Consider the following 23973-nt stretch of genomic DNA (forward strand, 5'->3'; position numbering starts at 1 on the left):
GCATGCTCTGGATTGCGATCAGAATGCTTACCGGGGACGCCCAGAAATTTTACGGACTGGTGTTCGGCATTGCGTTCTCCACTCTGCTCATTACGCAACAATTGACCATTTTCGTCAATCTGATCGAGCGCGGGGCGAGCGGCGTTTACAATGTCTCCAGCGCGGATGTGTGGGTGATGGACCCGGTCAGCCGGACAAGCGATGTCGCTTACGCCCTGCCGTCCACCGCGCTCGACAAGGTGCGCAGCGTACCGGGCGTGGAATGGGCGGTGCCGCATATCCGTGCGCAGGCCAGCGTTCGTACCAAGGATGGCGATCTCGAAGGGGTGGCGGTCATCGGGGTCGACGATGCGACGCTGATCGGCCTGCCCAAGCGCATGCTCGAAGGGTCTTCGGACGTTCTTTCGCGACCTGACAGCGTGATCATCGACGATGTCGGCACCACGCGCATGTTTCCCGGCCAGTCCCCGATCGGCGAACGGCTGGAGCTGAACGATCAGCGCGCGGTGATAAGGGGAATTGCCGATGCGATCCCCAGCTTCACCAGCACCGTCGTGCTCTATACCAAATACAGTCAGGCGCTGAATTACGTGCCGGGCACGCGCAATCGCCTGTCTTTCGTGCTGGTGGGTGCCGAAGATCCGATGCAGGCCAAGGCCCTGTCGGAACGGATCGAACGCGAAACCGGCCTCAAGGCCCGGACACGCGACGAATTCGCGCAGGACGGGATCGATTTCATTATCGAGAACACGGGTATTCCGCTGAATTTCGGGATTACCGTCGCGCTCGGCTTCATTGTCGGCGTGGCAATCGTGGGGCTGACCTTCAGCCTGTTCATCCGCGACAACATCAAGCAGTTCGGCGCGCTGAAGGCGATCGGCGTCACCAATCGGAAAATCCGCCGGATGGTCGCGGTACAAGCCGGGCTGGTGGGGCTGATCGGCTACGGACTCGGCGTGATCGGGACGGTGTTCTTCATCTGGGGTTTCTCGAGCAATCCGACCTTCAAGGGATTTTACATTCCGTGGCAGATCCCGCTGGTCAGCCTGGTTGCGGTATTCCTCATCCTTGCGCTGACCGGCTGGCTGGCGCTGCGCAACGTGCTCAAGACCGAGCCGGCATCGGTGTTCCGCTGATGGGCACGCCGATCGACACCAGCGCCATCGGCGGATGCAAGCCCGAAGCGGCGATCTGCACACGCGGCGTGACGCGCGATTTCCAGGCGGGACAGCAGACGATCACCGTGCTTCACGGGATCGATCTCGATATCCGCGCGGGCGAGCTGACCTTCCTCGTCGGAGAAAGCGGTTCGGGCAAGACGACTCTTATTTCGATCATGTGCGGCATTTTGTGGCCGACGCTGGGCGAAGTGAAGGTATTCGGGACCGACATCTACGAGCTGGGCGATACCGACCTGGTGGAATTCCGCCTGCAGAACATCGGCTTCATCTTCCAGCAGTATAATCTGATCCCCTCGATCGACGCTGCAAACAACGCGGCGGTGCCGCTGATCGCCCAGGGGATGGACCGGCTCGAAGCGCGCGAAAAGGCGGTCGCCATGCTGGAAAAGCTCAATATCGGCGATCAGGCCGACAAGCTGCCGCGCCAGCTATCGGGCGGACAGCAACAGCGCGTCGCCATTGCCCGCGCCTTGGTTCACGAGCCGCGCCTGGTGGTGTGCGACGAACCGACGGCGGCGCTCGACGCGTCTTCGGGCCGTCGGGTGATGGATCTCCTGCGCGATGTCGCGGTCGCGGAAGACCGCGCATGCATAATCGTGACCCACGATAACCGGATTTTCGACCTCGCCGACCGTATCCTCGTGCTCGAGGACGGGCGGATCACCCACGACGGCACGGACGTGCCCGAAGGACACTGACATGGCACTCAACTGGAAAAACCTAAGCTTTTCGCGCCAAATTCTCCCGGTGATTGCCCTGCTCGGTTTGCTCGCGGCGGTGCTGTTCATTTTCGTCGGCCTGCCCGACCGGGAACTCAGCGAGCCCGAGCGCGAGCCGCCACGTGCTCCGGCGGAGCTGGCGGCGCAGGCGCGTGTCGCGGGCGCGGGCGTGGTCGAACCCTCGAGCGAGACGATTCAGATCGGCTCGGCGCTGTCCGGGCTCATCACAGGCCTGTCCGTTCAGCCGGGTGACCGCGTGAGCGAGGGGCAGGTGCTGTTCACCGTCGATGACCGCGCCGTGCGGGCACAGCTACGCGAGGCCAATGCGGCGATCGCAGAGGCGCGCGCCGCGATTGCGGAAGCCCGTACTGCGCGGGCCACCGCAGAGCAGCAACTCGCGCTTTATCGCAATGTCGACGACCCGGCAGCGGTCAGCCGGGCCGAAGTGATCCGCGCGGAGGGTGACGCGTCCACCGCCCGCGAGCGACTGAGACTGGCGCAGGCTCGCCTGCAGGCCGCACAGGCTCGCGCAGGTTCGGCGCAGACCGAGATCGGCCGTCTGACCGTGCGCGCGCCGATCGCGGGCGAAATTCTGGCGGTGAACATTCGCAAGGGCGAATATGTCAGCACGATGGGCGGCGGCGGATCGCAACCCTTCATCGAGATGGGGCAAACGCAGCCGCTACATGTCCGCATCGATATCGACGAAGAGCAGGCGCCGCGCGTTGCGCTTGGAGCCCCGGCAACAGTCAGCCCGCGCGGTGCATCCGACCGGCGGGTCAAGGCCAGGTTCGTCCGGGCCGAGCCGCTCGTGGTGCCCAAACGCTCGCTTACCAACAGCGCCGCGGAACGTGTCGATGTGCGCGTGCTGCAGCTTATCTATGAACTGCCCGAAACCAACGGCCTGTTCCGCGTCGGCCAGCAGGTCGATGCCTATATCGCCGCGAAGGGGGATGGGGAATGATGCCGCGCGCATTCTTCCTGGCCGCTAGCGCGCTGGCGCTTGCGTCCTGCGCGGCAGGTCCGCCGCCCGAGATCGCGACACCGGTGCCGGTCCTGCCCGAAAGCTTCCTTTTCGCGCCCGATACGCAGCAGGAAACGACCCTGGCCGAATTGCTGCCGGTCGACGATCCCGCGTTCGATACGCTTGCCGCTCAGGCACTCGCTTCCTCGCCCACTTTGGCAGAAGCCGCGGCGCGGGTTGAACAGGCCCGTGCCGGAGCCGCTCGCGCGGGGGCCGAACGTCTGCCCGATATCGGCGCGAACGCCTCGGTAACCGGCACGCGCACCAACCCGGCCTCTTTCGGCGGCGATCTGCCGCCGGGGGTGACATTCGACACCGAGCGCGTATCCTATGCGGCCAATCTCACGGCGCGCTGGGACCTCGACTTGTTCGGTCGCCTGCGCGCGCAGGAACGCGCCGCACTGGCCCGGATCGATTCCGCGAATGCCAGCCGGCGGGCAGTGCGCAACGCGCTGCTCGCGGAGATCGCGGCGAGCGTGATCGACTGGCGGACCGTCGAGGCACGCGATGCCGAAGTGCGCAGCGATCTGGCTTCGGCCCGGGAACTTGCGCGGCTTGCCGACGTGCGCGAACGCGCCGGGATCGCGCCCGGCTTCGATCGCGTGCGCGCGGAAGGCTCGGCAGCCAGTTCGCGCAGCCGCCTGGCGGCCCTCGAGAGCGAACGGACTCGCCTTCTGGGACGGCTCGTAACGCTGACGGCCCAAAGCGGGGCGCAGGTTCGCGCCGCGCTGGCGCAAGGCGAAGCCGATGCGCATCTGCCCGCTCCGCCCGAAACGCTTCCTTCCGCGCTGCTCGCCAACCGACCGGACGTGCTTGCCGCGGCCGCTACCCTGGCGGCGGAGGATGCAGAGCTTGCCGCAACGGCGCGCAGGCGGTTTCCGACCTTCGACCTGTCGGGTGCGATCGGCCTGCTTGCCTTCGGGATCGGCGATGTGTTCGACAGTGAATCGGTGGTCGGCTCGCTTGCCGCGACGATTGCCGGTCCACTGCTCGATTTCGGACGGATACAAGCCGAAATCGATGGAGCCGCAGCGGAAAAGAAGGCTGCTTTCGAGGCCTATCGGGGCACGGTCTATACGGCTTTGGGCGATGCCGAGGCGGGTTATGGCCTGGTTGCCGCCGCCGATGTCGAAGCACGGGCCGCAGCGGCGGAGGCTGCGAACCTGCAACGCGCGGCGCGGCTCGCCAATACGCGATATGAAGCCGGGTTGGCGGATTTCCTGACCGTTCTCGAAGCGCGGCGGGCGGCCGATGCCAGCGGAGAACGCGCGGCGGCCGCGCTTGGCCGCGCCCGCCGTGCGCGTGTCCTGCTGTGGCAGGCGCTGGGCGGGAACGATCTCCCCTAGATCATCGCTCCGCCATCGACCACGATGGTCTGACCGGTGGTCCATTTCGCTGCGGGTGAGGAGAGATAGATGGCCGCCCCGGCGATATCCTCCGGCTTGCCGATCCGGCGCATGGCAAGCCTCTTCTCGGTCGCGGCGAGTGCTTGCGGATCGTCCCATAGCGCTTTGGCAAAATCGGTCTTCACCAGCCCCGGAGCGATTCCGTTGACGCGGATGCCGTGCTTGCCGTTCTCGGCGGCATAATTGCGCACGAGCTGGAAATCGGCGGCCTTCGAAACGCAATAGGCCCCGATCGTGGTCGAGGCGCGCAGGCCCCCGATCGAACTGATGACGAGGATCGCTCCATCGCCTTTCTCGCGCATGGCGGGCAGGGCCAACTGGATCAGCCAGTGGTTCGACATGATATTGTTATCGAGGACCTTGCGGAACTGCTCGTCGGAGATCCCGTCCATCGACCCGTAATGGGGATTGCTCGCCGCATTGCAGACGAGGATGTCGACCGGGCCGAGTCTCTCCCTGGTCTGTGCGAACAGGTCCTCGAGCTGGGCTTTCTCGGAAATGGAAGCGGCGATCGCCACCGCGCTGCCTTGGCCATGCTCGGCATTGATTGCCGCAGCGACGTCCTCGCAGGCATCCTGCTTGCGGCTGGAGATCACGACACGCGCGCCCTGCGCCGCAAGGCCTTCGGCAATGGCACGGCCGATCCCACGGCTCGATCCGGTTATGACAGCGACCTTTCCGGTCAGATCGAATGACGACATGGCTATTCCCCTTGGCTCAAGAAAAAGGGTCCGGCATCGCGAGACGCCGAACCCTTCTGTGGCTCAACCGATATGTATCAGAAGCCGGCGCGAACGGTCACGCCATAGGTCCGCGGTTCGGCAAGGAAGGCCGAATAGGTCTGCTGCGGAGCCACGAATGGCGTGTTGAACGCCACCTGAGTGTAGTCCTTGTCGAACAAATTGTTCGCCCAGAACTCCAGACCCCAGCGCCGGTCGGGACCGGTGATGCCGATGCGGCCGTTGACGATGACATAGGCATCCTGTTCCTTGCCGAAGAGCAGGTCGGAACCGGTGTTGAAATCGTCGGTCGCGCGGGCATTGATGAAGAACAGGCCCGACAGGCCGGAATTGCCGATCGGCGGAGTCCAGCTAAGCGAGGCCGTGCCGACCCATTCGGGCGCATTCGACAGGTTGTCGCCCGGCAACAGACGCAGCGCCGGATCGAGCGGGGCGCCCGTATCGTTGCCGATCAGGTTGTCTTCGTAGCTGGTGTCCGAATAGGTGATCCCCATCGTCATGGTCAGATCGCGGATCGGACTGAGCGAGGTTTCGAACTCGAAACCCTGCGCGATCACGCCGGGTGCCACGTCGTCGACCGCGCAGGCCCCGGTCGCCGGATCGCCATCGCGATCACCGCCGCCAAGATCGGAGCCGCAGCCATTGACATTCTGCACCAGGAAGACCGAACCGTTGAAGGTGTTCAGCTGGAAGTTGCTGAATTCCTGGCGGAAGGCCGCGATGCTGAAGCCGAATTTGCGGCTCGAATACTTCACCCCGACCTCGAAGGCGTCGACCGTTTCCGCGTCGAACTGAAGGTTCGCCGTGTTGAGGTTGGTCACATCGAGGAACAGCGGGTTCGACAGCGCCGAACGGTCGAGGTTGAAACCACCCGCCTTGTAGCCCTTCGAATAGGAGCCGTAGACCAGCCAGTCCGGATCGGGCTTCCAGCTCAGGATCGCCGTGCCGGTGAACTCGTCTTCGTCCCGCGTATCGGAAATCGACACACCGTTGAGTTCGGCAGTCGAGTTGCCCTGGCAGGACAGCGCCAGCAGACCACCGCCCAGCGCCTGAAGCGTACCGCGACTTGTGGCAGGGAAATTGGCCAGGAAAGCAGGGTTCAGTAGCGTTGCACCCTGCAAGGCCCGCTGCTGAGGGCAGAAGACATTGTCGTTCCCGAAGGTCGCATCAAAATCCTTGGTTTCGCTGGTGTAACGCACACCCAGGGTCAAATCGACCGTATCGGTCAGATGGACGATGTTGTGCGTGAAAACCGCGAAGTTTTCGCTCTTCTGATTGTAGATGTCGCCGGTTCCACCGACGTCCTTGACCTGCGACAAGATGTTGAGGCCATTGACGACGACGTCACCAGCCGGGCCAAGGGCGCCGTCCAGCGGGTTGGCGGGATCGCCAATCAGGGCTCCTTGTCCGCCAGCGCTTAGGCAATTGGCATTGCCAGGATTAACGGCGGTTGGACCCAGAAGGCCAGCCAAGGCAAGCGCCACGCGGCAACTGGCGAAGGTGCCGTAATCGTTGCCGAACCGCAGATTGTCTCGCGTTTCGAGCTTTTCGTTGGCGTAATAGGCGCCCACCAACCAGTCCAGCCGGTCGTTGAAGGCCGTGCCGTTGAGGCGGAATTCCTGCGTGAAGGTCTTGAACTCGCGCGCGCCGGCATTGGGGCCGGGGGCACGGTACAGCAGGTCGACCGTCGTATAGTCGGTATCCGATGCCTGGTTGTTCGAATATTCGCGATACCCCGTGATCGAGGTCAGCGTGACATCGCCGAACGTCCAGTTGAGCTCGCCCGAGATACCGTAATCCTCGGTTTCACCCTCATAGCTGCGTCCTGCCGTGGGATAGATATCGCGGTTGAACGTCGATTGCGAAAGCGCGCGCGGATCCTGCCCGAGGCCGAGCAGGATCGGAACGATCGGGTTCGACGTGCTGGTCAGCGCCGGGCCGCCGTTGGGGCGATTGAAAGGATCGAGATTGGGGCGGCCCGTAAGCGGATTTATGCTCGTATCAATGCGCGCAAGCGGAGCGAAGTCGGGCTGGACGAAGGTCGCCGCGCAGCAGGCTTCGTCCTTCTTCGAATAGTCGCCGACCAGGCGGAAGCTGACATCTTCGGTCGGTTCGAACAGCACCTGCGCGCGGACCAGATAGCGGTCGCGATTGTTGACGTCGGTGTTGTTGGTCACATCGTTGTAAAAGCCGTCACGCTTGAAATACACGCCGTCGATACGCGCCGCCACCGTTTCGCCGAGAGGGGCATTGATACCCCCTTCGACCTTGATCGCATCGTAATTGCCATAGGTGAAAGCGCCGTAGCCGGAGAATTCGAATTCGGGCGGGGCGGTGTAGATGTTGATCAAGCCTGCGGAGGAGTTGCGCCCGCCCAGCGTACCTTGCGGGCCGCGCAGGATTTCCACCCGATCGATCGGGCCGAGTTCGGACAGGGCATTGCCCGAACGCGAACGGTACACGCCATCGACGAAGACCGCGACCGAGCTTTCGAGGCCCGGATTGTCGCCGACCGTACCGATACCGCGGATACGCGCAGAGCCATTGGCTTCGTTACCGCTCGAGGAGACGAGCAGGGACGGGGCAACCTGATTGAGGTCGCGAATATCGGAAACACCGGATTTCTCCAGCAATTCGCCCGAAACGGCCGACACAGCTACCGGTACGTCGGCCAGTGCCTGTTCGCGGCCCTGGGCGCGCACGATGATGACATTGCTGTCATCGACATCCGCGGCATCGACAAGACCGGTTTCCTGATCGGTTTCCGCCTGGTCCTGCGCCTGCGCCGCAACGGGCACGAAGGCCAGCGCCCCTGCCAGTGCTCCCAGCGCACATTGATGACGTAGTCCGAATCTCTGCATGGGTTTCTCCTCTCCTGTGGGCCGCACGCTCTGGGTGCATACCCTCGCATCGAATTTGAATGCGCATTGCCCGATTATGTCAAGAGACAACGGTCAAACGTGTCATTCCAATCGTCGAATTGCGTACCGATGTTTCGAAAATGCCGCAGTTTCGCGCTTACTGATTGAAGCGCTTACCTGTTTCGGCTTTCTCACGCAGAAATTCGCTCACGGGCAGGCCATGGCGCTCCAGTCCTGCGACGACCGTGTCGAGCCCGATCGTATCGGCCCAGAACATCGGGCCGCCGGTGTAGAGCGGCCAGCCATAGCCGTTGATCCATACGACATCGATGTCGCTCGCGCGCTGCGCCATGCCTTCCTCGAGGATCTTCGCGCCTTCGTTGACCATGGGATAGAGCAGGCGCTCGCGGATCTCGTCCTTGGAAATTTCGCGCTGCTGCCTGCCTTCCTTGGCGGCGAAATCGGCGATGATCGCCTTCACTTCGTCCGAGGGCGTGCGATTGCGCGCTTCGTCGTAGTCATAGAAGCCCTTGCCGTTCTTCTGGCCGAAGCGTTCCTTGGCGCAGAGCGCCTCGCGGATCGTGGTGACCTTGGTCGGGTCGCGGTGCCAGCCGATGTCGATCCCGGCCAGGTCGCCCATCTGGAACGGCCCCATGGGGAAACCGAATTCGAGTAGTACGTCGTCGACTTCCCAATAATTCGCGCCTTCCATGATCAGCTCGTTCGCCTGCTCCTGACGCTTGGAGAGCATGCGGTTGCCGATGAAGCCCGGGCATACGCCCGAAACGGCGGCCACCTTGCCGATGGTCTTCGACAGCTTCATCACCGTTGCCAGCACGTCGTGACGGGTTTCCTTGCCACGCACGACTTCGAGCAGCTTCATGATGTTGGCGGGCGAGAAGAAGTGCATGCCCACGACATAGCCGGGGCGCTTGGTCGCCGTGGCGATCTCGTCCACATCGAGATAGCTGGTGTTGGAGGCAAGGATCGCGCCCTGCTTCACCACTTCGTCGAGCTTGGCGAAGACCTCTTTCTTGACGTCCATGTTTTCGTAGACCGCCTCGATCACGAGATCGCAATCGGCGAGGTCGCCATAGGACAGCGTGGGCGTCAGCAGGCCCATGGCCTGTTCGACCTGCTCGGCCGTCATGCGGCCTTTCTTGGCCGTGTTTTCATAGTTCTTGCGCATTACTCCCGCGCCCCGGTCGAGCGCGTCCTGCGCCATTTCGAGGATCGTCACCGGAATACCGGCGGAGAGGAAATTCATCGCGATCCCGCCGCCCATGGTTCCGGCCCCGATCACGCCGACTTTCTTGATCGGGATCAGCGGCGTATCCTTGGGCACGTCGTCGATCTTGTTGGCGGCGCGTTCGGCGAAGAAATAGTGGCGCATCGCCGCGCTTTGCGTGCCGCTCATCAGTTTCATGAACAGCTCGCGTTCCTTTTGCACGCCTTCGGCATAGGGCAACTCGCCCGCAGCCTTGACCGCTTCGATCGCCGCATTGGGGGCATCGAAACCGCGAATCCGGCGGGCTTGGCTGGCGCGGAAGCGGTCGAACAGGTCGGGATCGCGCACCCCATCTTCATTGGCATTGCCTTCCGACGCACGCGGGACCGGCTGGCCGATCTTCGACCTGGCGAAAGCGATGGCATCGGCCTCGAGGCTGTCTTCACCTACGAGTTCGTCGAGTAGACCGATGGCCTTGGCTTTCTTGGCCGGGATCGGATTGCCGCCGACGACTAGGGGCAAGGCAGCTTCCGCCCCGACGAGGCGCGGCAGGCGCTGCGTGCCCGCGGCGCCGGGGATCAGGCCGAGCTTTACTTCGGGCAGGCCGAGTTTGGCACTGGGCACCGCGACGCGGTAATGGCAGGCCAGCGCCACCTCGCAGCCGCCGCCAAGCGCGGTGCCGTGGATCGCGGCGATCACCGGCTTGTCGCTCGCTTCCATTGCGTCGAGCGTTTCGGGCAGGCTCGGGCCGACCGGCGGCTTGCCGAATTCGGTGATGTCCGCACCGGCAAAGAAAGTCCGCCCGTCGCAGCGAATGACCACCGCCTTGACCGCGTCATCGCCGATCGCTTCTTCGATTGCGTCCTTCAGCCCGGCGCGCACGGCCTGTCCCAGGGCATTGACCGGCGGATTGTCGGAAATGACGACAAGGACATCGTCGTGGCGCTGCGTGCGGATAGGGGAGGTCATCGGTGTCTCCTCAGACGTAGGTTTCGGTGAGGGCGGAATAGATCAGCGTCTTGAGCTGACGGCGGATGGGATAGGTCGACGAGGGATAGACCTGCGTCATGAAAACCATGGTGATGCGTTCGACCGGGTCGACGAAGAAGGCGGTCGAATAGGCGCCGCCCCAGTAAAACTCGCCCAGGCTCGACGGGATCAGCGTTTTTGCCGGATCGATCACCATCGCGAATCCCAGGCCGAAACCCGTCCCGGCATTGTTCGCTTCGGAAAACAGGCTGCTCGACATCTCGGTGAGATCGGCATTGTTCGGCAAATGGTTGGTGCGCATCAGGCGCAGGGTCTTGGGGCTGATGATGCGCGCGCCGTCCAGCTCGCCGCCGTTCAGCAGCATGGTCGCGAAGCGGTGATAGTCGGCGATGGTGCCGACCAGCCCTCCGCCGCCGCTGTCGAAACTCGCGGGCTTGGCAAGCTTGCTCGTCGCGCCGGCGCTGATCATGCGCGGCGACTGGCCCGGACGATAGGCGTAGGCATCGACCAGCCGTTCGAGATCACTCTCCCGGACGCCGAAGCGCGTATCGGTCATGCCGAGCGGGGCGAAGATGTGCTGCTCGAAATAGTCGCCCAGCCGCATCCCGCTGATCCGTTCGACTGCAATGCCCAGCACATCGGTCGAGACCGAATAGTTCCATCCCTGCCCTGGCGCGAATTCGAGCGGGAGCTGGGCCAACTTGTCGACGAACCCGTCGCTGTCGAGATTGTCGCGGGCGAAATCGAAATTGTGCTCGCGATAGACCGCGTCGATATTGTTGCGGTTCTGCAAGCCGTAGGTGAAGCCCGACATATGGGTGAGCAGATCGACGAAGCGCATCGGATGCGCGGGCGCGCCCGGCGCGAAGGGGATCGAGCCGCCGCCGCCCGCATAGACATGCAAATTGGCGAATTCGGGAAACACTTTGGTCACCGGCTCTTCCAGTGCGACCTTGCACTGTTCGACGAGCTGCATGAAGGCGACCGAGGTCACCGGCTTGGTCATGCTGGCGATGCGGAACAGAGCGTCGTCGCGAAGCTCGCGGCCATCGTCGCCCATCTTGCCGAGCTTGGTGTAATGGACCGGTTGCCCGTCGCGCGCGATCAGCAATTGCGCGTTGGGCAGGCGGCCATTGTCGACATACGCCTCTGCCAGGAATGGAGCGATTCGCGATAGCCTCCCGGCATCGAAACCCAGTGCTCCGGCGTCTGCCAGTTCGACCATTCCGTTCTCCGTTTCCATACATACCTATGCTTCGGTTTTGCACGAATAGCGGATTCATCTGTTCTTGCCACCCTCATACCTTTCCTTCGAAGGCGGCTTGCACATCCATGACAAGCAGGGTTAGATCGCGGGTGGAGAGAGTCGCCCCGGAAGTGGCGGCAGATGAGGGGATACCCATGAACGACCTCGCGCAAGCGATCGATTTCGTGCCACCGGCGAATTGGCCGGCCATGTCGCGGCAGGAGTGCGTCGAGCGCCTGACTGCACCGGGGCAGCGCTTCGAGATGGAGACGATCGACATTCGCGGGGTGCCCACGCGTGTATGGAAAAACGCGCCAGCCAATTTGCGTCAGGTCGCCATGGCCGGGCGCGCGCATGGCGACCGCCTTTTCGCCATCTACGAGGACGAGCGGATCACTTACGATGCCTGGTTCCGCGCGGTCGCGCGGCTGGCCGCCGAATTCCGCGCGCGCGGCATCGCCAAGGGCGACCGGGTGGCCTTGGCGATGCGCAATCTGCCCGAATGGCCGGTCGCCTTCTTCGCCGCGACCGCAATCGGCGCGATCTGTGTTCCGCTCAATGCCTGGTGGACAGGGCCGGAACTGGCCTTCGGGCTCGCCAATTCGGGCTCGAAACTGCTCGTTTGCGATGCCGAGCGGTGGGAGCGGCTGGCCGGCCACCGCGCCGAGTTCCCCGGATTGGAAACGGTGTTCGTTGCGCGCGGCGAAAGACCGGCCAATGGGACCGAGCGGCTCGAGGACCTCATCGGCACACCCAATGATTACGCCGCGCTGCCGCAAGGTGAATTGCCGCCCGAGGAGATCGCCCCCGATGACGAGGCGACTATCTTCTACACTAGCGGCACGACGGGCCAGCCCAAGGGCGCGCTAGGCACCCATCGCAATCTGTGCACCAACATTCTGTCGAGCGGGTTCAACGCTGCCTATGCCGCGTTGCGACGGGGCGAAGTGCCGCCCCAGCCGGTGCAGAAGGTGGGGCTGACGGTCATTCCGCTGTTCCATGTCACCGCATGCTCGGCCGGGCTGATGGGCTATGTCGTCGCCGGGCACACGCTGGTGTTCATGCACAAATGGGACCCGGTGAAGGCGTTCCAGCTGATCGAGCGCGAGAGGGTCAATCTGACCGGCGGCGTACCTACCATCGCCTGGCAATTGCTCGAACATCCCGAGCGCAAGAACTACGATCTCTCCAGCCTCGAGGCGATCGCCTATGGCGGGGCGCCCGCAGCGCCCGAACTGGTACGCAAAATCCACGAGGAATTCGGCGCGCTGCCCGCCAATGGCTGGGGCATGACCGAAACCATGGCGACGGTGACGGGGCATTCCTCCGAGGATTATCTCAACCGCCCCGACAGTTGCGGGCCGCCGGTTGCCGTGGCCGATCTCAAGATCATGTCCGAGGATGGCGAGACAGAGCTGCCCACGGGCGAAGTCGGCGAGTTGTGGGCGCGCGGGCCGATGATCGTCAAAGGCTATTGGAACCGGCCGGAAGCGACGGCGGAAACCTTCGTCGACGGTTGGGTCCGGACCGGCGATCTGGCCCGGCTCGACGAGGAGGGGTGGTGCTTTATCGTCGACCGGGCGAAGGATATGGTCATCCGGGGCGGCGAAAACATCTACTCCTCCGAGGTCGAAAATGTGCTCTACGATCATCCCGCAGTGACCGATGCCGCGCTGGTAGGCATCCACCACCCGACCTTGGGCGAAGAACCCGCCGCCGTGGTCCATCTCGCGCCCGGCACTTCGGCGAGCGAGGAGGAGCTGCGCGAGTGGGTTGCCGCGCGGCTGGCGAAATTCAAGGTGCCGGTGCGCATCGCCTTCGTCGAGGACACCCTGCCGCGCAATGCCAATGGCAAGATCCTGAAGAAGGATCTGGGGGCTTTCTTCGCGTGAACGGTCCCGCCGCCACCCGCAAATTCGGCGAAAAGCGCGAGGCGATCGTCCACGCAGCCGCTGTGCTGATCAATGAAGTCGGCGTGCAGGCGACCACGCTGGCCGAGGTCGCGCGCGCAATCGGGCTGAATGCGACCAGCGTCACCTATTATTTCCCGCGCAAGGAACAATTGGTCGTCGCGGTCTATGACGAGACGCTGACCCTGATGGAGCGCATGGCGCGCGAGGCGCTCGAACAGGCGGAGCCCGCCGCGCGGTTGCGGCATTTCATCGCCGCCCATGTCGCGCTGAGAAAACGCATCAGGGCTGGCGAGCGTGGCCTTGTCACCGCGCTGTCGGAAATCCGCACGCTCGAACCCGAGGTGCAGGACCCGCTGATGGCGCACTACTTGCGCATCGTCGACCTCGTGCGGCGCTTCTTCGGCGAATGGCGCGACAAGGACGAGCGGGCGTTGTTCTCGGCCCGGGCGCATATCCTGCTCGAGGCGATGATGTGGTGGCCGGTATGGTCGATACGCTACTCCGTTCTCGATTTCCCGCGCATCGAAGAGCGGCTGTTCGATGTGCTCGCGCATGGTCTGCCCGCCCGGCGGGGGGCCTTCGATCCGCAACAACTGGTGGGCAATTGGCGCACGCCGGAAGAGGAGGAGGCCGGGCAGAACGAGGCCTTTCTGCGCGCCGCGACGGTGACGATCAACGAACGCGGCTATCGCGGCGCATCGGTCAACCGCATCGCCGAAAGCCTCAACGTGACCAAGGGCAGTTTCTACCATCACCACCAAGCCAAGGACGATCTGGTGCTTGCCTGTTTTCAGCAGAGCTACGATCGCCTTTCCGCAGTGCAGATCGCGGGGCGCGATATCGAAACGGATTACTGGATCCGTTTGTCGAGCGTGCTGGCGGAACTGGTCGATGTGCAATTCTTCGATGCCACGCCCCTGCTCCGGACCACCGCGTTGCAAGCGCTCGATGCGGAACACAAGATCGACGTCGTCACCCGGTCCAACCGGCTGGCGCGGCGCTTTGCCGGGATGCTGATCGACGGCATCGCCGACGGTTCGGTGCGCGCGATCGATCCGCTGGTGGCGGGGCAGGTCATCATGTCGACGGTCAATTCCGCCTATGAGGCGCGCCATTGGGCGGCCCGCTTCGAACGGCCCGACCAGGCGATCCGGACTTATCTTTCGGTCATGTCCGAAGGGATGCTCGCCTCATCGGATTGAGGCGCGCGGCTCGCGCACGCGCCAGATCATCAGTGCCAGGCTGGCAATGAGCGAGGCGAAGGCCGCGACAATCAGCGGAGCATAGCCCAGCGCGGCGATACTTAGCCCCACCAGGACGGGGCCGATGGAAGACACGCCGCCTTCGACCGAAGTGGTCAGCGCCAGACGCATGGGAATGTCCTCGTGCTCGCCGAATTCGAGCACCAGCGTGACTGCCGCCATCATCCAGCCCGAAAAGCCGAAGCCGAGGAAGGCGAAACTGGCATAGAGCAGCCAGCCATCGCCGAAGACCAGCAGCAGCACTCCCGCCAGGCTGCTTGCCAGCGCGCCGAGATAGACAGCGCGGAAGCCGATCCGGTCACCGAGTGAGCCCCAGACGAGATTGGACATCGTGTCCCCGGCAAGGAAGGCCAGGCTCAAGCTACCGATCAGCGCGCCATCCAGTCCCAGCCGGTCGCCGACATAGAGCGTCCAGAACGGCAGCCCCACCCGCGCGATCGCGGCAAGGCCGTGGGCCATCAGAAAGGCGCGGAAATCGCGGTGCTGCAGCAATTCGCCGAACTGGCCGATCCGCTCGCGCAGGGGCGTGACCGGGCGCAGGCGCGGCGCGTCGGGTTCGCGGATGCCGGTCTTGAGGACCACGAGACCGATCGATGTCAGGACGAAGGCGAGGAGGAAGGTCGTGGCATAGCCATTCCCGAGCCATTGCTGCTCGATGAAGTAATGCCCCGCGATCCAGGCGAGACCGGCGGCGATCAACCCGCCCACCATGTTGCGGATGCCCTGCAGGCGCCCGCGCCGGTCGATGGGGATCAGCTTGGCCATGAGCATCTGGAAGGCCACCCGCTGCGCGCCGCTGAAAAAGCCCAGCAGCAGGAAGCTGGCGAGCGTCACCACCAGCAGCGCCGTGCCTTCCAGCGCCCAGGCGGCAAGGGCCAGCGCCAGCACCATCACCCTCATCATCGAACCGACAGTGATGGCATAGGGCAGGATGCGCTTGCGGCTTTCGACCTGCGCGCCCGACAGGATGGGCGATATGGTCCCGCCCAGTTGCAGCAGCGCGGTGCCGAGCCCGACCGCCGCCGCGCTGCCGGTCAGCAGATAGAGATAGGCGGGAATGATGGTGGGGGCATAGATCAGGCGAAACCCCGTCATGCCGAAGACGCCATGCGTCAGATTGGTCGCGTAATTGCGCTTGAGGTTCGCCTCCATAAAGGCGCGATGGCGCCCCCAGACATCGGTGTCCGGGAGCGCCTCCTTATCTTCGCCCGCTGAGGCGAATACTTCGCTCAATAGCTGGCGAGCTTGGCGTATCGATCCTTGAGATAACTCGAGGAGCCCCAGGCCGATTCAAGCACACGGGCGCGCTTCAGATAGAAGCCGACGTCGTATTCGTCGGTCATGCCGATGCCGCCATGCAGCTGGATGCCCTGATTGCTGATGGTGTGCAGCACGCGGTTGGCCTCCGCCTTGGCGATAGTCGCGGCGCGCGCGACGCCGAATCCGCCATCGACCGCCTGCAGGCCCGCCTCGACCGCGCTGCGCATCTGCGCGAGGTCGGCGAACAGATCGGCCATGCGGTGCTGCAGTGCCTGGAAGGTGGCCAGCACCTGGTTGAACTGCACGCGCTGCTTCAGATAATCGAGCGTGGTATCGAAGACCTGCTGCGCCATGCCGAGCATTTCGGCGGCCGTCAGCACGCGCGCGCGATCGAGTACATCGTCGAGCAGGCTGTCGCCGCCACCTTCGAGCTTCTCCGCCGCAGCGCCGTCGAAATTCACGTCGGCGTGGCTGCGCTGGTCGGTGAGCTTGCGCGTGGTGAGCGACACGCCGTCACCCTTTTCGACGAGGTAAAGCCCGTCCTTCGCCGCGACCACGAACAGATCCGCGCCATGCGCTTCGTGGACGAAGGCCTTCTTGCCCGTCAGCTTGCCGTCCGCAACGCTGGTCTCGATCGCCGAAGGATCGTGATGCGCGCTTTCGTCGACCGCGAGCGTGGCCACGGTTTCACCGCTGGCGAGCCGTGGCAACCACTTGGCCTTCTGCTCGTCGCTGCCGCCGAGCACGATCGCGCTGGCCGCGATGGTCGTGGCGACCAGCGGGCTGGCGGTCAGCGTCTTGCCCAGTTCCTCGACCACGAGGCCGGCCGATAGGAAGCCGAAGTCCGATCCGCCGTGGTCTTCGGGGATGATGACCCCGGCCCAACCCATTTCGGCCATCGTGGCGTAGGCGCTCTTGTTATAAGCATGCGGCTCGCCGCTGGCGCGGACCTTGCGAAATTCGGTCACCGGGCTTTCATTGGTCGCCCAGTCGCGCGCCATGTCGCGCAGCATTTCCTGTTCTTCGTTGAGAACTGCCATTTTTCCGTGCTCCCCTCTCTTACTGGTGGTCGAGCATGCCGAGCACGCGCTTGGCGATGATGTTGTTCTGGATTTCGGTGGAGCCGCCATAAATCGTGGTGGCCTTGCCGAAGAGCCAGCCGCGCACGGACTCGAGTTCGCCGTCGGTGAACTCTTCGCCTTCCCAGCCGAGGCCCTGCAGGCCGCGGATTTCGATCAGCAGTTCGCTGCGCTCCTGGCTCAATTTGGTGCCGAGCTTTTTCAGCACCGAGCTGATTTCGGACACACCGCCCTGCGCCTTGCTTTCCTCGACCGCGCGGCGGGCGGTGAGCAGAAAGCTGTTCCAGCGGATTTCGAAATCGGCGATCTTGTCGCGCAGAACCTTGTCGGCGAGTTCGCCTGCCGCATCGGTGTCGCCATATTTCTTGGCGATATCGCCCAGGCTCTGGCCCATCATGCTGGCCAGGCGCCCACCGCCCGAAATGTTAGTACGCTCGTGCTGGAGCAGGCGCTTGCCGATGGTCCAGCCCTGGCCTTCTTCGCCGACGAGGTTTTCCTTGGGCACCTTCACATTGTCGAAGAAGGTTTCGCAGAACGGGCTGGTGCCGCTGATCATGGTGATCGGGCGGACCTCGACGCCCGGTGCGTCCATGTCGATCAGCATGAAGCTGATGCCCCGGTGCTTGTCGCTCTTGTCGGTCCGCACGATGGCGAAACACTTGTCGGCCCACTGGCCGCCGCTGGTCCAGGTCTTCTGGCCATTGACGATGTAATGATCGCCCTTGTCCTCGGCGAAGGTCTGCAGGTTCGCAAGGTCGGAACCGGCATTGGGCTCCGAATAGCCCTGGCACCAGCGGATTTCGCCGCGGCAGATCGGCGGGATGTGTTCCATCTTCTGCGCCTCGCTGCCATATTCGAGCAGGGTTGGGCCGAACATCATCACGCCCATGCCGCCAATCGGGTTGTAGGCCCCGGCCTTGGCGAATTCCTGGTCGATGATCTTGGCCTGCGCCTTGGTCAGGCCGCCGCCGCCATATTGCTTGGGCCAGGTGGGCGTGCCCCAGCCGCGTTCGCCAACCGCTTCTCGCCAGGCCTTCTGGGCAGGCGTTTCGTCGGTCGGACCGTCGACACCGGCCAGCGCATTGCCCTTGTTCTTGAGCTCGTCGGGGAAGTTGGCGGCGAGGAATTGCTGCACCTCGGTGCGGAAGGCATCCTCGTCGGCATGGATGTCGGGTTCTAACTGGGTTGCCATGAGTCTCTCCTGAATCTCGGCGACAGGCATACCGCAAAGTTTACGTGCACGGAAATACGCTAGGGCATGCTTGACGAATACCGGCCTTTGCGTCTCAAGCACGCGCATGAGCGAAAAAACAGAACCGAAATTGCGGATGCGCAGCTGGCTGTTCGCCCCAGGCGACAGCGACAAGAAAATGGCCAAAGCCGCCGAGGGCGAGGCCGATATCGTGATCTTCGATCTCGAGGATGCGGTGATCGAAAGCGGGAAACCGGCGGCGCGCGCTGCGATCGCGGAATTCCTCGGCTCCAAGAACGAGCAGGAACGCGCCCGGCTGTGGGTAAGGGTCAATCCGCTCGATGGGGAATGGACGGCCGATGATCTCGCGGCGATCATGCCCGCGCGTCCCGGCGGGATCATGCTGCCCAAGTCGCGCGGGCGGCACGATGTCGAGGAACTCGACCGGCAGATGACCGCGCTGGAGGCGGAGAACGGGATCGAGCCGGGTACGACGCCGGTTATCGCGCTGGTCACGGAAACGGCGGCGGCCATGTTTACCACCGGCGATTATGGCGGCGCACCGCGACTGGCGGCGATGACCTGGGGTGCCGAGGACCTGGCCGATTCACTGGGCGCGCAGAGCAATCGCGACTTCGATGGCGATTTCGCTTTCACCTACAAGCTGGCGCGCAGCCTGTGCCTGCTCGGCGCGGTGGCGGCGGATGTCATGCCGATCGAGACGATCGACACCAATTTCCGCGATCTGGAAGGATTGCGCAAGCGTGCCATCGAGGTTCGCCGTCAGGGCTATCGCGGAATGCTGGCCATCCATCCGGCGCAGGTGCCGGTAATCAACGAGGCCTTTTCTCCGAGCGAGGAAGAGATCGCCGAAGCGCGGGAAATCATCGCGCTGTTCGAAGCAAATCCGGGCGCGGGCACGATCGGCTGGAAGGGCGGCATGCTCGACCGCCCGCATCTCTCCCGTGCGCGCCAGCTTCTGGCGCAGGTCGAAACCTAGGCCTAGAGCTTCGCGACCTCGGCCAGCACCCGCTCGGCCCATTCGGGGCGGCAAATCAACAGATCCGGCATGTAGGTATCGGAATTGTTGTAGATCAGCGGGCTGCCGTCGACACGGCTGGCGTGAAGGCCGTGCGCCAGGGCCACGGCCGCCGGGGCGGCGCTGTCCCATTCGTACTGCCCGCCGGTGTGGAGGTAGATTTCCGCTTCGCCGCGCACCACCGCCATGGCTTTCGCACCGGCCGATCCCATGCCGACCAGTTCCGCACCGATGGCTTCGGACACGGCCACGGCTTCCGCTGCGGGCCGCGTCCGGCTGACGACCATGCGCGGCTTTTCGGCGGCGGCGGGCACCGCGATCGGCGCGTCGCTCCGCAGCACGGTGCCGAGGCCGGGCAGGGCGACCGCACCGATCTCGGGCTTGCCATTCACGCACAGCGCGACATGAACCGCCCAGTCGGTACGCGCTTCGCCATATTCGCGCGTGCCGTCCACCGGGTCGACGATCCACACGCGCTCTTTGGAAAGGCGCTCGGCGGTATCCTTGCTTTCTTCGGACAGCAGGCCGTCCTCGGGCCGCTGTTCGCGCAGCGCGTGAACGAGAAACTGGTTGGCGGTCTGGTCGCCCGCCTGGCCCAGCGCCTTGCCTTCGAACATGCCGCTTTCGCGGACTTCGATCAGAATCGTGCCTGCCACTTGGGCGAGGTGAGCGGCCAGTTCGGCGTCGGTCATGCTGGAGTATGTCCCCTATTCACAATGCTTGCGGCCCGCATGACAGAGACGGGCCGCCTTGCGAACCCCCGATTTGTTGCGAGTGCGAAATGGGGCGACAGGAAGCCCTAGCGGTCCTCGTCGATCGCACGGCCGGGCATGACATCGTTCGAAATGCTGTTCCGTGGCTGCCTGACACTTGCCCTTGCCCGCGCGCGCGCCTAGCCAGCCGGGGATGTTCGATCCCCAGGCTTTCCGCGATGCGCTCGGCAGTTTCGTTACCGGCGTCACGATCGTGACCGCGCGCGATGGGGAAGGGCGGCCCTTCGGCCTGACCGCCAACAGCTTCAATTCGGTCAGCCTCGATCCGCCAATGGTACTGTGGAGCCTTTCCTTGCGGTCGCGGACGCTGCCCGTGTTTCGCGACGCGACGAGTTGGGCCGTCCATGTTCTTGCCGCGGACCAGCAGCCTATGTCCGATCGCTTCGCACGACCGGGCGAGGACAAGTTCGCCGGGCTGGCGGTGATGGACGGGCCTGAAGGGGCGCCTCTGATCGAAGGCTATGCGGCCCGCTTCGGCTGTCGCGCCCGCTTCGAATACGAAGGCGGCGATCATGCGATTTTCCTCGGCGAGGTGGTCGATTTCGACCGTCGCGAAGCTGCGCCGCTGATCTATCACGGCGGCCGATACGGGCGGGTCATGCGCGCGCCCACGGGCGAGGACCTGGAGCGCGAAGGCCTTGCCGAAACGGTTGGCGGAGAGCTTTCCCTTACGGCGAGCGGTGCCGAGCTGCTGGCGGCGCTCGAGAGTTTGGCGAAGCGCTAGACACCGGGCCTCCGCGCCGATACCCGTTGCGAAAAGCAACCAAGGGAAGAGCAGCATTATGAAGACCCGCATCACCGAAATGTTCGGCATCGAGCACCCGATCATCCAGGGCGGCATGCACTATGTCGGCTTTGCGGAAATGGCGGCGGCGGTGTCCAATGCGGGCGGTCTCGGCATCATCACCGGCCTCACGCAGGGCACGCCCGAAAAGCTCGCCGACGAGATCGCGAAATGCCGCGATATGACCGACAAGCCCTTCGGCGTGAACCTGACCTTCCTGCCCACGGTCAATGCGCCCGACTATCCGGGTCTCGTGCGCGTCATCATCGAAGGCGGGGTGAAAGTAGTCGAAACCGCGGGCAACAATCCCGCGCAGGTGCTGCCCTTCTTCAAGGATGCCGGGGTCAAGGTCATCCACAAATGCACCAGCGTGCGCCATAGCCTCAAGGCGCAGTCGATCGGCTGCGACGCGGTCAGCGTCGACGGTTTCGAATGCGGCGGCCACCCGGGCGAGGACGACATCCCGAACATGATCCTACTGCCCCGCGCGGCGGACGAACTGGAAATCCCCTTCGTTGCCAGCGGCGGCATGGCCGATGCGCGCAGCCTCGTCGCCAGCCTCGCCATGGGCGCGGAAGGCATGAACATGGGCACCCGTTTCATCGCCACCAAGGAAGCGCCGGTGCACGAGAACGTGAAGAAGGCGATCGTCGCTGCCAGCGAACTCGACACCCGCCTCGTCATGCGCCCCCTTCGCAATACCGAGCGCGTGATGACCAACGATGCGGTCGAGGAACTGCTCAGGATCGAGAAGGAAAAGGGCGCCGATCTCAAGTTCGAGGACATTATCGAACAGGTGGCGGGCGTCTATCCGCGCATCATGATGGAAGGCGACATGGACGCAGGCGCCTGGTCCTGCGGCATGGTGGCGGGCCTCATCAACGATATCCCGACCTGCCAGGAACTGATCGACGGCATCATGACCGAAGCGGAAGAAATCATCCGTGGCCGCCTTGCCGGTTTCCTGAACTTGGGGGCTGACGCCGCCATGCTCGACGGCTGAGACGTCTTTTTCAGTACAAGGATACGACCAGGATGAATTCGATTGCTTCGGCCGACCGGCCCGCATGGGCGGCGCTGGTTCTGCCGATCGCCTTGCTGGCGGCTAGCATGCTGTTGTTAGCCGCCGTCGGGGCGGCGGACTATCCCGGCGAGGTTGCCAAAAAGATGGGCCGCAGCACCGCGCAGATGGCGATCGCTGCTGGGCTTTTTGTGTTGTTGCACCGGACTGGACTTGCCCGCGAGGCAGGGCTCACGCGGCCCATGCGCGATTGGCCGCGTGCCTGGCCGCTTGCAGTAATCCCCATGGCGCTCATCGGGCTGATCAATGTGCTGTCGGTCGATTTCCAGTCGCTCACCTTCGACCTGCCGAGGACCGCTGCTTGGCTCTACAGCAGCATATCGACCGGTCTGTTCGAGGAAATCCTGCTGCGAGGGTTCTGTTTCTATTACCTCTATCGCGCCTGGCAGGCGCAGCCCAATGCGCTGGTCAAAGCGGGGCTCGCGCAGGCGCTGATCTTCGGCCTCGCGCATACCTACAACATCTTCCAGGCGCCGCTCGGCGATGTCGTCCCGCAGGTCGTCTACGCCACCCTGCTGGGCATCGGCTTCGCAGGGATTGCAGCCTATACGCGCAGCCTGTGGCCGGTGATCGGCATCCACGCCTTTATCAATGCGATGGGCGATCTCGATGTGTTTTTCGGCGTCGAAGCACCCGCGGAGGCGGGCAGCGCGTCGGGCTATCTCGCCGCGATCGCGGTCATTTTCGTCGTCTCGACAATCCCCGGCCTGGTCATGCTGCGCCGCCGCCAGGCGCAGATCGATGAGACGCCGCAGGATGCGTGATTTACTGGCTCGTCGGCGTCGGCCATTGTCGGCCACGGCCCGCCACTCGCACCAGAATTGTGGAGCTCTTCCATGCTCGATACCAGCCATCGCACCGCCTATAACGAGGACCAGGAGGCCATCCTGCGGGACGAGCGATATCGGCAGGAGTATCGCGCACCGCTTTCGCGCGCGGGGCGGGTGGCCGGGCTTTCCTACAGGGCGCTCATTTGCGATAGCGACGGTGCAGCGCCGCTGATCGCATAGCCCCCCCGCGGGCAGCCAAGTGTCACCCGCCGGATTTGTGAAATCTGTGTTTTGAATCAAGGGCTGGGCGACGCAAGATGCGGGTGACACAGTGTCGCCTTTGTCGCCCACCGCGCGCACAGATCGGAAGGATTTGCCAATGGAATACGTCAATCTCGGTCCCTCGGGCCTCAAGGTTTCGCGCCTGTGCCTCGGCTGTATGAGCTATGGCGATACGACCAGGGGATGGCACGGCGACTGGGTGCTGTCCGAGGACGAGAGCCGGCCCTTCATCCGCGAGGCGCTGGAAGCGGGAATCAACTTCTTCGATACGGCCAATATGTATTCGCTCGGCGCATCGGAGGAAGTCGTCGGCAGGCTGCTGGCCGAACATGCCAGGCGCGACGAGATCGTGCTGGCGACCAAGGCTTTCCTGCCCTGGCGGCAGGCGCCCAACACCGGCGGCAATTCGCGCAAGAGCCTGTTTCAGGCCATCGACGACAGTCTGGTCCGGCTCGGTATGGACTATGTCGACCTGTTTCAGATCCATCGCTGGGACGAGACGACCCCGATCGAGGAAACGATGGAGGCGCTGCACGACATCGTGAAGGCAGGCAAGGCGCGCTATATCGGTGCCTCGTCCATGTGGGCCTGGCAGTTCGCCAAGGCGCAGGAGGTCGCCCGGGCAAATGGCTGGACCCGCTTCATATCGATGCAGAACCACGTCAACCTGCTCTACCGCGAGGAAGAGCGCGAGATGCTGCCGCTGTGCGCCGATCAGGGCGTGGGCGTCATTCCGTGGAGCCCGCTCGCACGCGGCAAGCTGGCGCGCGCCTGGGACGAGAGCACCCTGCGCAGCGAGACCGACGGGTTCGGCAAGACGCTCTACCGCCAGCAGGAAGAGGCCGACCGGGCGATCGTCGAGGCGGTGGGGGCCATCGCAAGCGAGCGCGGCGTGTCGCGCGCCACGGTGGCGCTCGGCTGGCACGTCGCCAAGGGCGTGACCGCGCCGATCATCGGGGCGACCAAGGACGGCCATATCGCCGCAGCCGTTGCCGCGATGGACCTCGGACTGTCCGAGGAAGAAGTGGCCCGGCTGGAAGAGCCTTATCTCCCCAAGGCGCCCGTCGGCGTGGAAACCACCGCGCCGCGCAACTGGTCGCTTTCGCTGCTGGAGGGCTGAGCGCACGGCCGCTTTCCGGCCGA

General features: G+C 64.0%; 20 protein-coding genes. 12 read left to right on the forward strand and 8 right to left on the reverse strand.

The genetic code is table 11. The features are described 5' to 3' along the window. The first annotated feature begins 2 nt into the window (after nt 1-2). Genes L5849_RS14195 through L5849_RS14210 form a run of 4 tightly spaced genes read left to right on the forward strand, consistent with a single transcriptional unit; the run spans nt 3 to nt 4270 of the window. Nucleotides 3-1136, forward strand: a complete 1134-nt coding sequence (locus tag L5849_RS14195) for an ABC transporter permease (RefSeq protein WP_236926099.1) — start codon at nt 3-5, stop codon at nt 1134-1136. Beyond that, nucleotides 1136-1879, forward strand: a complete 744-nt coding sequence (locus tag L5849_RS14200) for an ABC transporter ATP-binding protein (protein WP_174223755.1) — start codon at nt 1136-1138, stop codon at nt 1877-1879. The genes L5849_RS14195 and L5849_RS14200 overlap by 1 nt, the downstream gene beginning before the upstream one ends. A 1-nt stretch (nt 1880) precedes the next feature. Further along, nucleotides 1881-2864: an efflux RND transporter periplasmic adaptor subunit gene (locus L5849_RS14205; protein ID WP_236926100.1), complete on the forward strand. Its 984-nt coding sequence runs from the start codon at nt 1881-1883 to the stop codon at nt 2862-2864. Continuing rightward, on the forward strand, nt 2861-4270 hold the full coding sequence (locus L5849_RS14210; protein ID WP_236926101.1) for an efflux transporter outer membrane subunit: 1410 nt from the start codon (nt 2861-2863) through the stop codon (nt 4268-4270). The genes L5849_RS14205 and L5849_RS14210 overlap by 4 nt, the downstream gene beginning before the upstream one ends. On the opposite strand, the gene L5849_RS14215 is transcribed toward L5849_RS14210, so the two are convergent. The 4 genes from L5849_RS14215 to L5849_RS14230 all read right to left on the reverse strand — a co-directional run bounded on the left by L5849_RS14215 (nt 4267) and on the right by L5849_RS14230 (nt 11374). After that, on the reverse strand, nt 4267-5031 hold the full coding sequence (locus L5849_RS14215) for an SDR family NAD(P)-dependent oxidoreductase (protein WP_115417461.1): 765 nt from the start codon (nt 5029-5031) through the stop codon (nt 4267-4269). The two genes, L5849_RS14210 and L5849_RS14215, sit on opposite strands and share 4 nt — an antisense overlap. Nucleotides 5032-5108: 77 nt before the next feature. Further along, a complete protein-coding gene (locus L5849_RS14220) occupies nt 5109-7931 on the reverse strand; it encodes a TonB-dependent receptor (protein ID WP_236926102.1) in 2823 nt (940 codons plus the stop codon). Nucleotides 7932-8088: 157 nt separating this feature from the next. After that, the gene (locus L5849_RS14225; RefSeq protein ID WP_236926103.1) at nt 8089-10128 is read right to left on the reverse strand and encodes a 3-hydroxyacyl-CoA dehydrogenase NAD-binding domain-containing protein; all 2040 of its coding nucleotides are present in this window, start codon (nt 10126-10128) and stop codon (nt 8089-8091) included. A 10-nt stretch (nt 10129-10138) separates the two neighbouring features. Then, on the reverse strand, nt 10139-11374 hold the full coding sequence (locus tag L5849_RS14230) for a serine hydrolase (RefSeq protein ID WP_236926104.1): 1236 nt from the start codon (nt 11372-11374) through the stop codon (nt 10139-10141). A gap of 176 nt (nt 11375-11550) precedes the next feature. Between L5849_RS14230 and L5849_RS14235 the strand changes: the two genes are divergently transcribed. Beyond that, nucleotides 11551-13287, forward strand: a complete 1737-nt coding sequence (locus L5849_RS14235) for a class I adenylate-forming enzyme family protein (RefSeq protein WP_370459235.1) — start codon at nt 11551-11553, stop codon at nt 13285-13287. Then, a complete protein-coding gene (locus tag L5849_RS16175; RefSeq protein WP_115417456.1) occupies nt 13284-14510 on the forward strand; it encodes a TetR/AcrR family transcriptional regulator in 1227 nt (408 codons plus the stop codon). The genes L5849_RS14235 and L5849_RS16175 overlap by 4 nt, the downstream gene beginning before the upstream one ends. Here L5849_RS16175 and L5849_RS14245 read toward each other — a convergent pair. Genes L5849_RS14245 through L5849_RS14255 form a run of 3 tightly spaced genes read right to left on the reverse strand, consistent with a single transcriptional unit; the run spans nt 14499 to nt 18101 of the window. Then, on the reverse strand, nt 14499-15803 hold the full coding sequence (locus tag L5849_RS14245; RefSeq protein ID WP_236926105.1) for an MFS transporter: 1305 nt from the start codon (nt 15801-15803) through the stop codon (nt 14499-14501). The two genes, L5849_RS16175 and L5849_RS14245, sit on opposite strands and share 12 nt — an antisense overlap. After that, the gene (locus L5849_RS14250; RefSeq protein ID WP_236926106.1) at nt 15800-16870 is read right to left on the reverse strand and encodes an acyl-CoA dehydrogenase family protein; all 1071 of its coding nucleotides are present in this window, start codon (nt 16868-16870) and stop codon (nt 15800-15802) included. Before L5849_RS14250 ends, L5849_RS14245 begins: the two co-directional genes overlap by 4 nt. 19 nt (nt 16871-16889) lie before the next feature. Then, nucleotides 16890-18101, reverse strand: a complete 1212-nt coding sequence (locus L5849_RS14255; RefSeq protein ID WP_236926107.1) for an acyl-CoA dehydrogenase family protein — start codon at nt 18099-18101, stop codon at nt 16890-16892. 106 nt (nt 18102-18207) lie between these two features. On the opposite strand from L5849_RS14255, the gene L5849_RS14260 reads away from it, so the two are divergent. Then, the gene (locus L5849_RS14260; RefSeq protein ID WP_236926108.1) at nt 18208-19101 is read left to right on the forward strand and encodes a CoA ester lyase; all 894 of its coding nucleotides are present in this window, start codon (nt 18208-18210) and stop codon (nt 19099-19101) included. 2 nt (nt 19102-19103) lie between these two features. On the opposite strand, the gene L5849_RS14265 is transcribed toward L5849_RS14260, so the two are convergent. Further along, on the reverse strand, nt 19104-19832 hold the full coding sequence (locus tag L5849_RS14265; protein ID WP_236926109.1) for a 3'(2'),5'-bisphosphate nucleotidase CysQ: 729 nt from the start codon (nt 19830-19832) through the stop codon (nt 19104-19106). Nucleotides 19833-20046: 214 nt separating this feature from the next. Between L5849_RS14265 and L5849_RS14270 the strand changes: the two genes are divergently transcribed. The 5 genes from L5849_RS14270 to L5849_RS14290 all read left to right on the forward strand — a co-directional run bounded on the left by L5849_RS14270 (nt 20047) and on the right by L5849_RS14290 (nt 23950). Beyond that, nucleotides 20047-20637 (forward strand): flavin reductase family protein, encoded by a 591-nt coding sequence (locus L5849_RS14270; protein ID WP_236926110.1) that lies wholly within the window; start codon nt 20047-20049, stop codon nt 20635-20637. Between the two features lie 58 nt (nt 20638-20695). Continuing rightward, nucleotides 20696-21700: a nitronate monooxygenase family protein gene (locus L5849_RS14275; RefSeq protein WP_236926111.1), complete on the forward strand. Its 1005-nt coding sequence runs from the start codon at nt 20696-20698 to the stop codon at nt 21698-21700. Between the two features lie 32 nt (nt 21701-21732). After that, nucleotides 21733-22542: a CPBP family intramembrane glutamic endopeptidase gene (locus L5849_RS14280; protein ID WP_236926112.1), complete on the forward strand. Its 810-nt coding sequence runs from the start codon at nt 21733-21735 to the stop codon at nt 22540-22542. A 72-nt stretch (nt 22543-22614) separates the two neighbouring features. Beyond that, complete coding sequence (locus tag L5849_RS14285; RefSeq protein ID WP_162814972.1) at nt 22615-22788, forward strand: hypothetical protein; 174 nt, start codon at nt 22615-22617, stop codon at nt 22786-22788. Between the two features lie 139 nt (nt 22789-22927). Then, complete coding sequence (locus L5849_RS14290) at nt 22928-23950, forward strand: aldo/keto reductase (protein WP_115417444.1); 1023 nt, start codon at nt 22928-22930, stop codon at nt 23948-23950. Nucleotides 23951-23973 lie beyond the last annotated feature (23 nt).

The organism is Erythrobacter sp. SN021, assembly GCF_021864455.1.

Coding starts and splice junctions, on each gene's coding strand:
- L5849_RS14230 (WP_236926104.1), bottom strand. CDS start 11,374: ATGGTCGAACTGGCAGACGCCGGAGCACTGGGTTTCGATGCCGGGAGG.
- L5849_RS14210 (WP_236926101.1), top strand. CDS start 2,861: ATGATGCCGCGCGCATTCTTCCTGGCCGCTAGCGCGCTGGCGCTTGCG.
- L5849_RS14280 (WP_236926112.1), top strand. CDS start 21,733: ATGAATTCGATTGCTTCGGCCGACCGGCCCGCATGGGCGGCGCTGGTT.
- L5849_RS14215 (WP_115417461.1), bottom strand. CDS start 5,031: ATGTCGTCATTCGATCTGACCGGAAAGGTCGCTGTCATAACCGGATCG.
- L5849_RS14205 (WP_236926100.1), top strand. CDS start 1,881: ATGGCACTCAACTGGAAAAACCTAAGCTTTTCGCGCCAAATTCTCCCG.
- L5849_RS14220 (WP_236926102.1), bottom strand. CDS start 7,931: ATGCAGAGATTCGGACTACGTCATCAATGTGCGCTGGGAGCACTGGCA.
- L5849_RS14200 (WP_174223755.1), top strand. CDS start 1,136: ATGGGCACGCCGATCGACACCAGCGCCATCGGCGGATGCAAGCCCGAA.
- L5849_RS14225 (WP_236926103.1), bottom strand. CDS start 10,128: ATGACCTCCCCTATCCGCACGCAGCGCCACGACGATGTCCTTGTCGTC.
- L5849_RS14260 (WP_236926108.1), top strand. CDS start 18,208: ATGAGCGAAAAAACAGAACCGAAATTGCGGATGCGCAGCTGGCTGTTC.
- L5849_RS14270 (WP_236926110.1), top strand. CDS start 20,047: ATGTTCGATCCCCAGGCTTTCCGCGATGCGCTCGGCAGTTTCGTTACC.
- L5849_RS14290 (WP_115417444.1), top strand. CDS start 22,928: ATGGAATACGTCAATCTCGGTCCCTCGGGCCTCAAGGTTTCGCGCCTG.
- L5849_RS14285 (WP_162814972.1), top strand. CDS start 22,615: ATGCTCGATACCAGCCATCGCACCGCCTATAACGAGGACCAGGAGGCC.
- L5849_RS14265 (WP_236926109.1), bottom strand. CDS start 19,832: ATGACCGACGCCGAACTGGCCGCTCACCTCGCCCAAGTGGCAGGCACG.
- L5849_RS14235 (WP_370459235.1), top strand. CDS start 11,551: ATGAACGACCTCGCGCAAGCGATCGATTTCGTGCCACCGGCGAATTGG.
- L5849_RS14250 (WP_236926106.1), bottom strand. CDS start 16,870: ATGGCAGTTCTCAACGAAGAACAGGAAATGCTGCGCGACATGGCGCGC.
- L5849_RS14255 (WP_236926107.1), bottom strand. CDS start 18,101: ATGGCAACCCAGTTAGAACCCGACATCCATGCCGACGAGGATGCCTTC.
- L5849_RS14275 (WP_236926111.1), top strand. CDS start 20,696: ATGAAGACCCGCATCACCGAAATGTTCGGCATCGAGCACCCGATCATC.
- L5849_RS14195 (WP_236926099.1), top strand. CDS start 3: ATGCTCTGGATTGCGATCAGAATGCTTACCGGGGACGCCCAGAAATTT.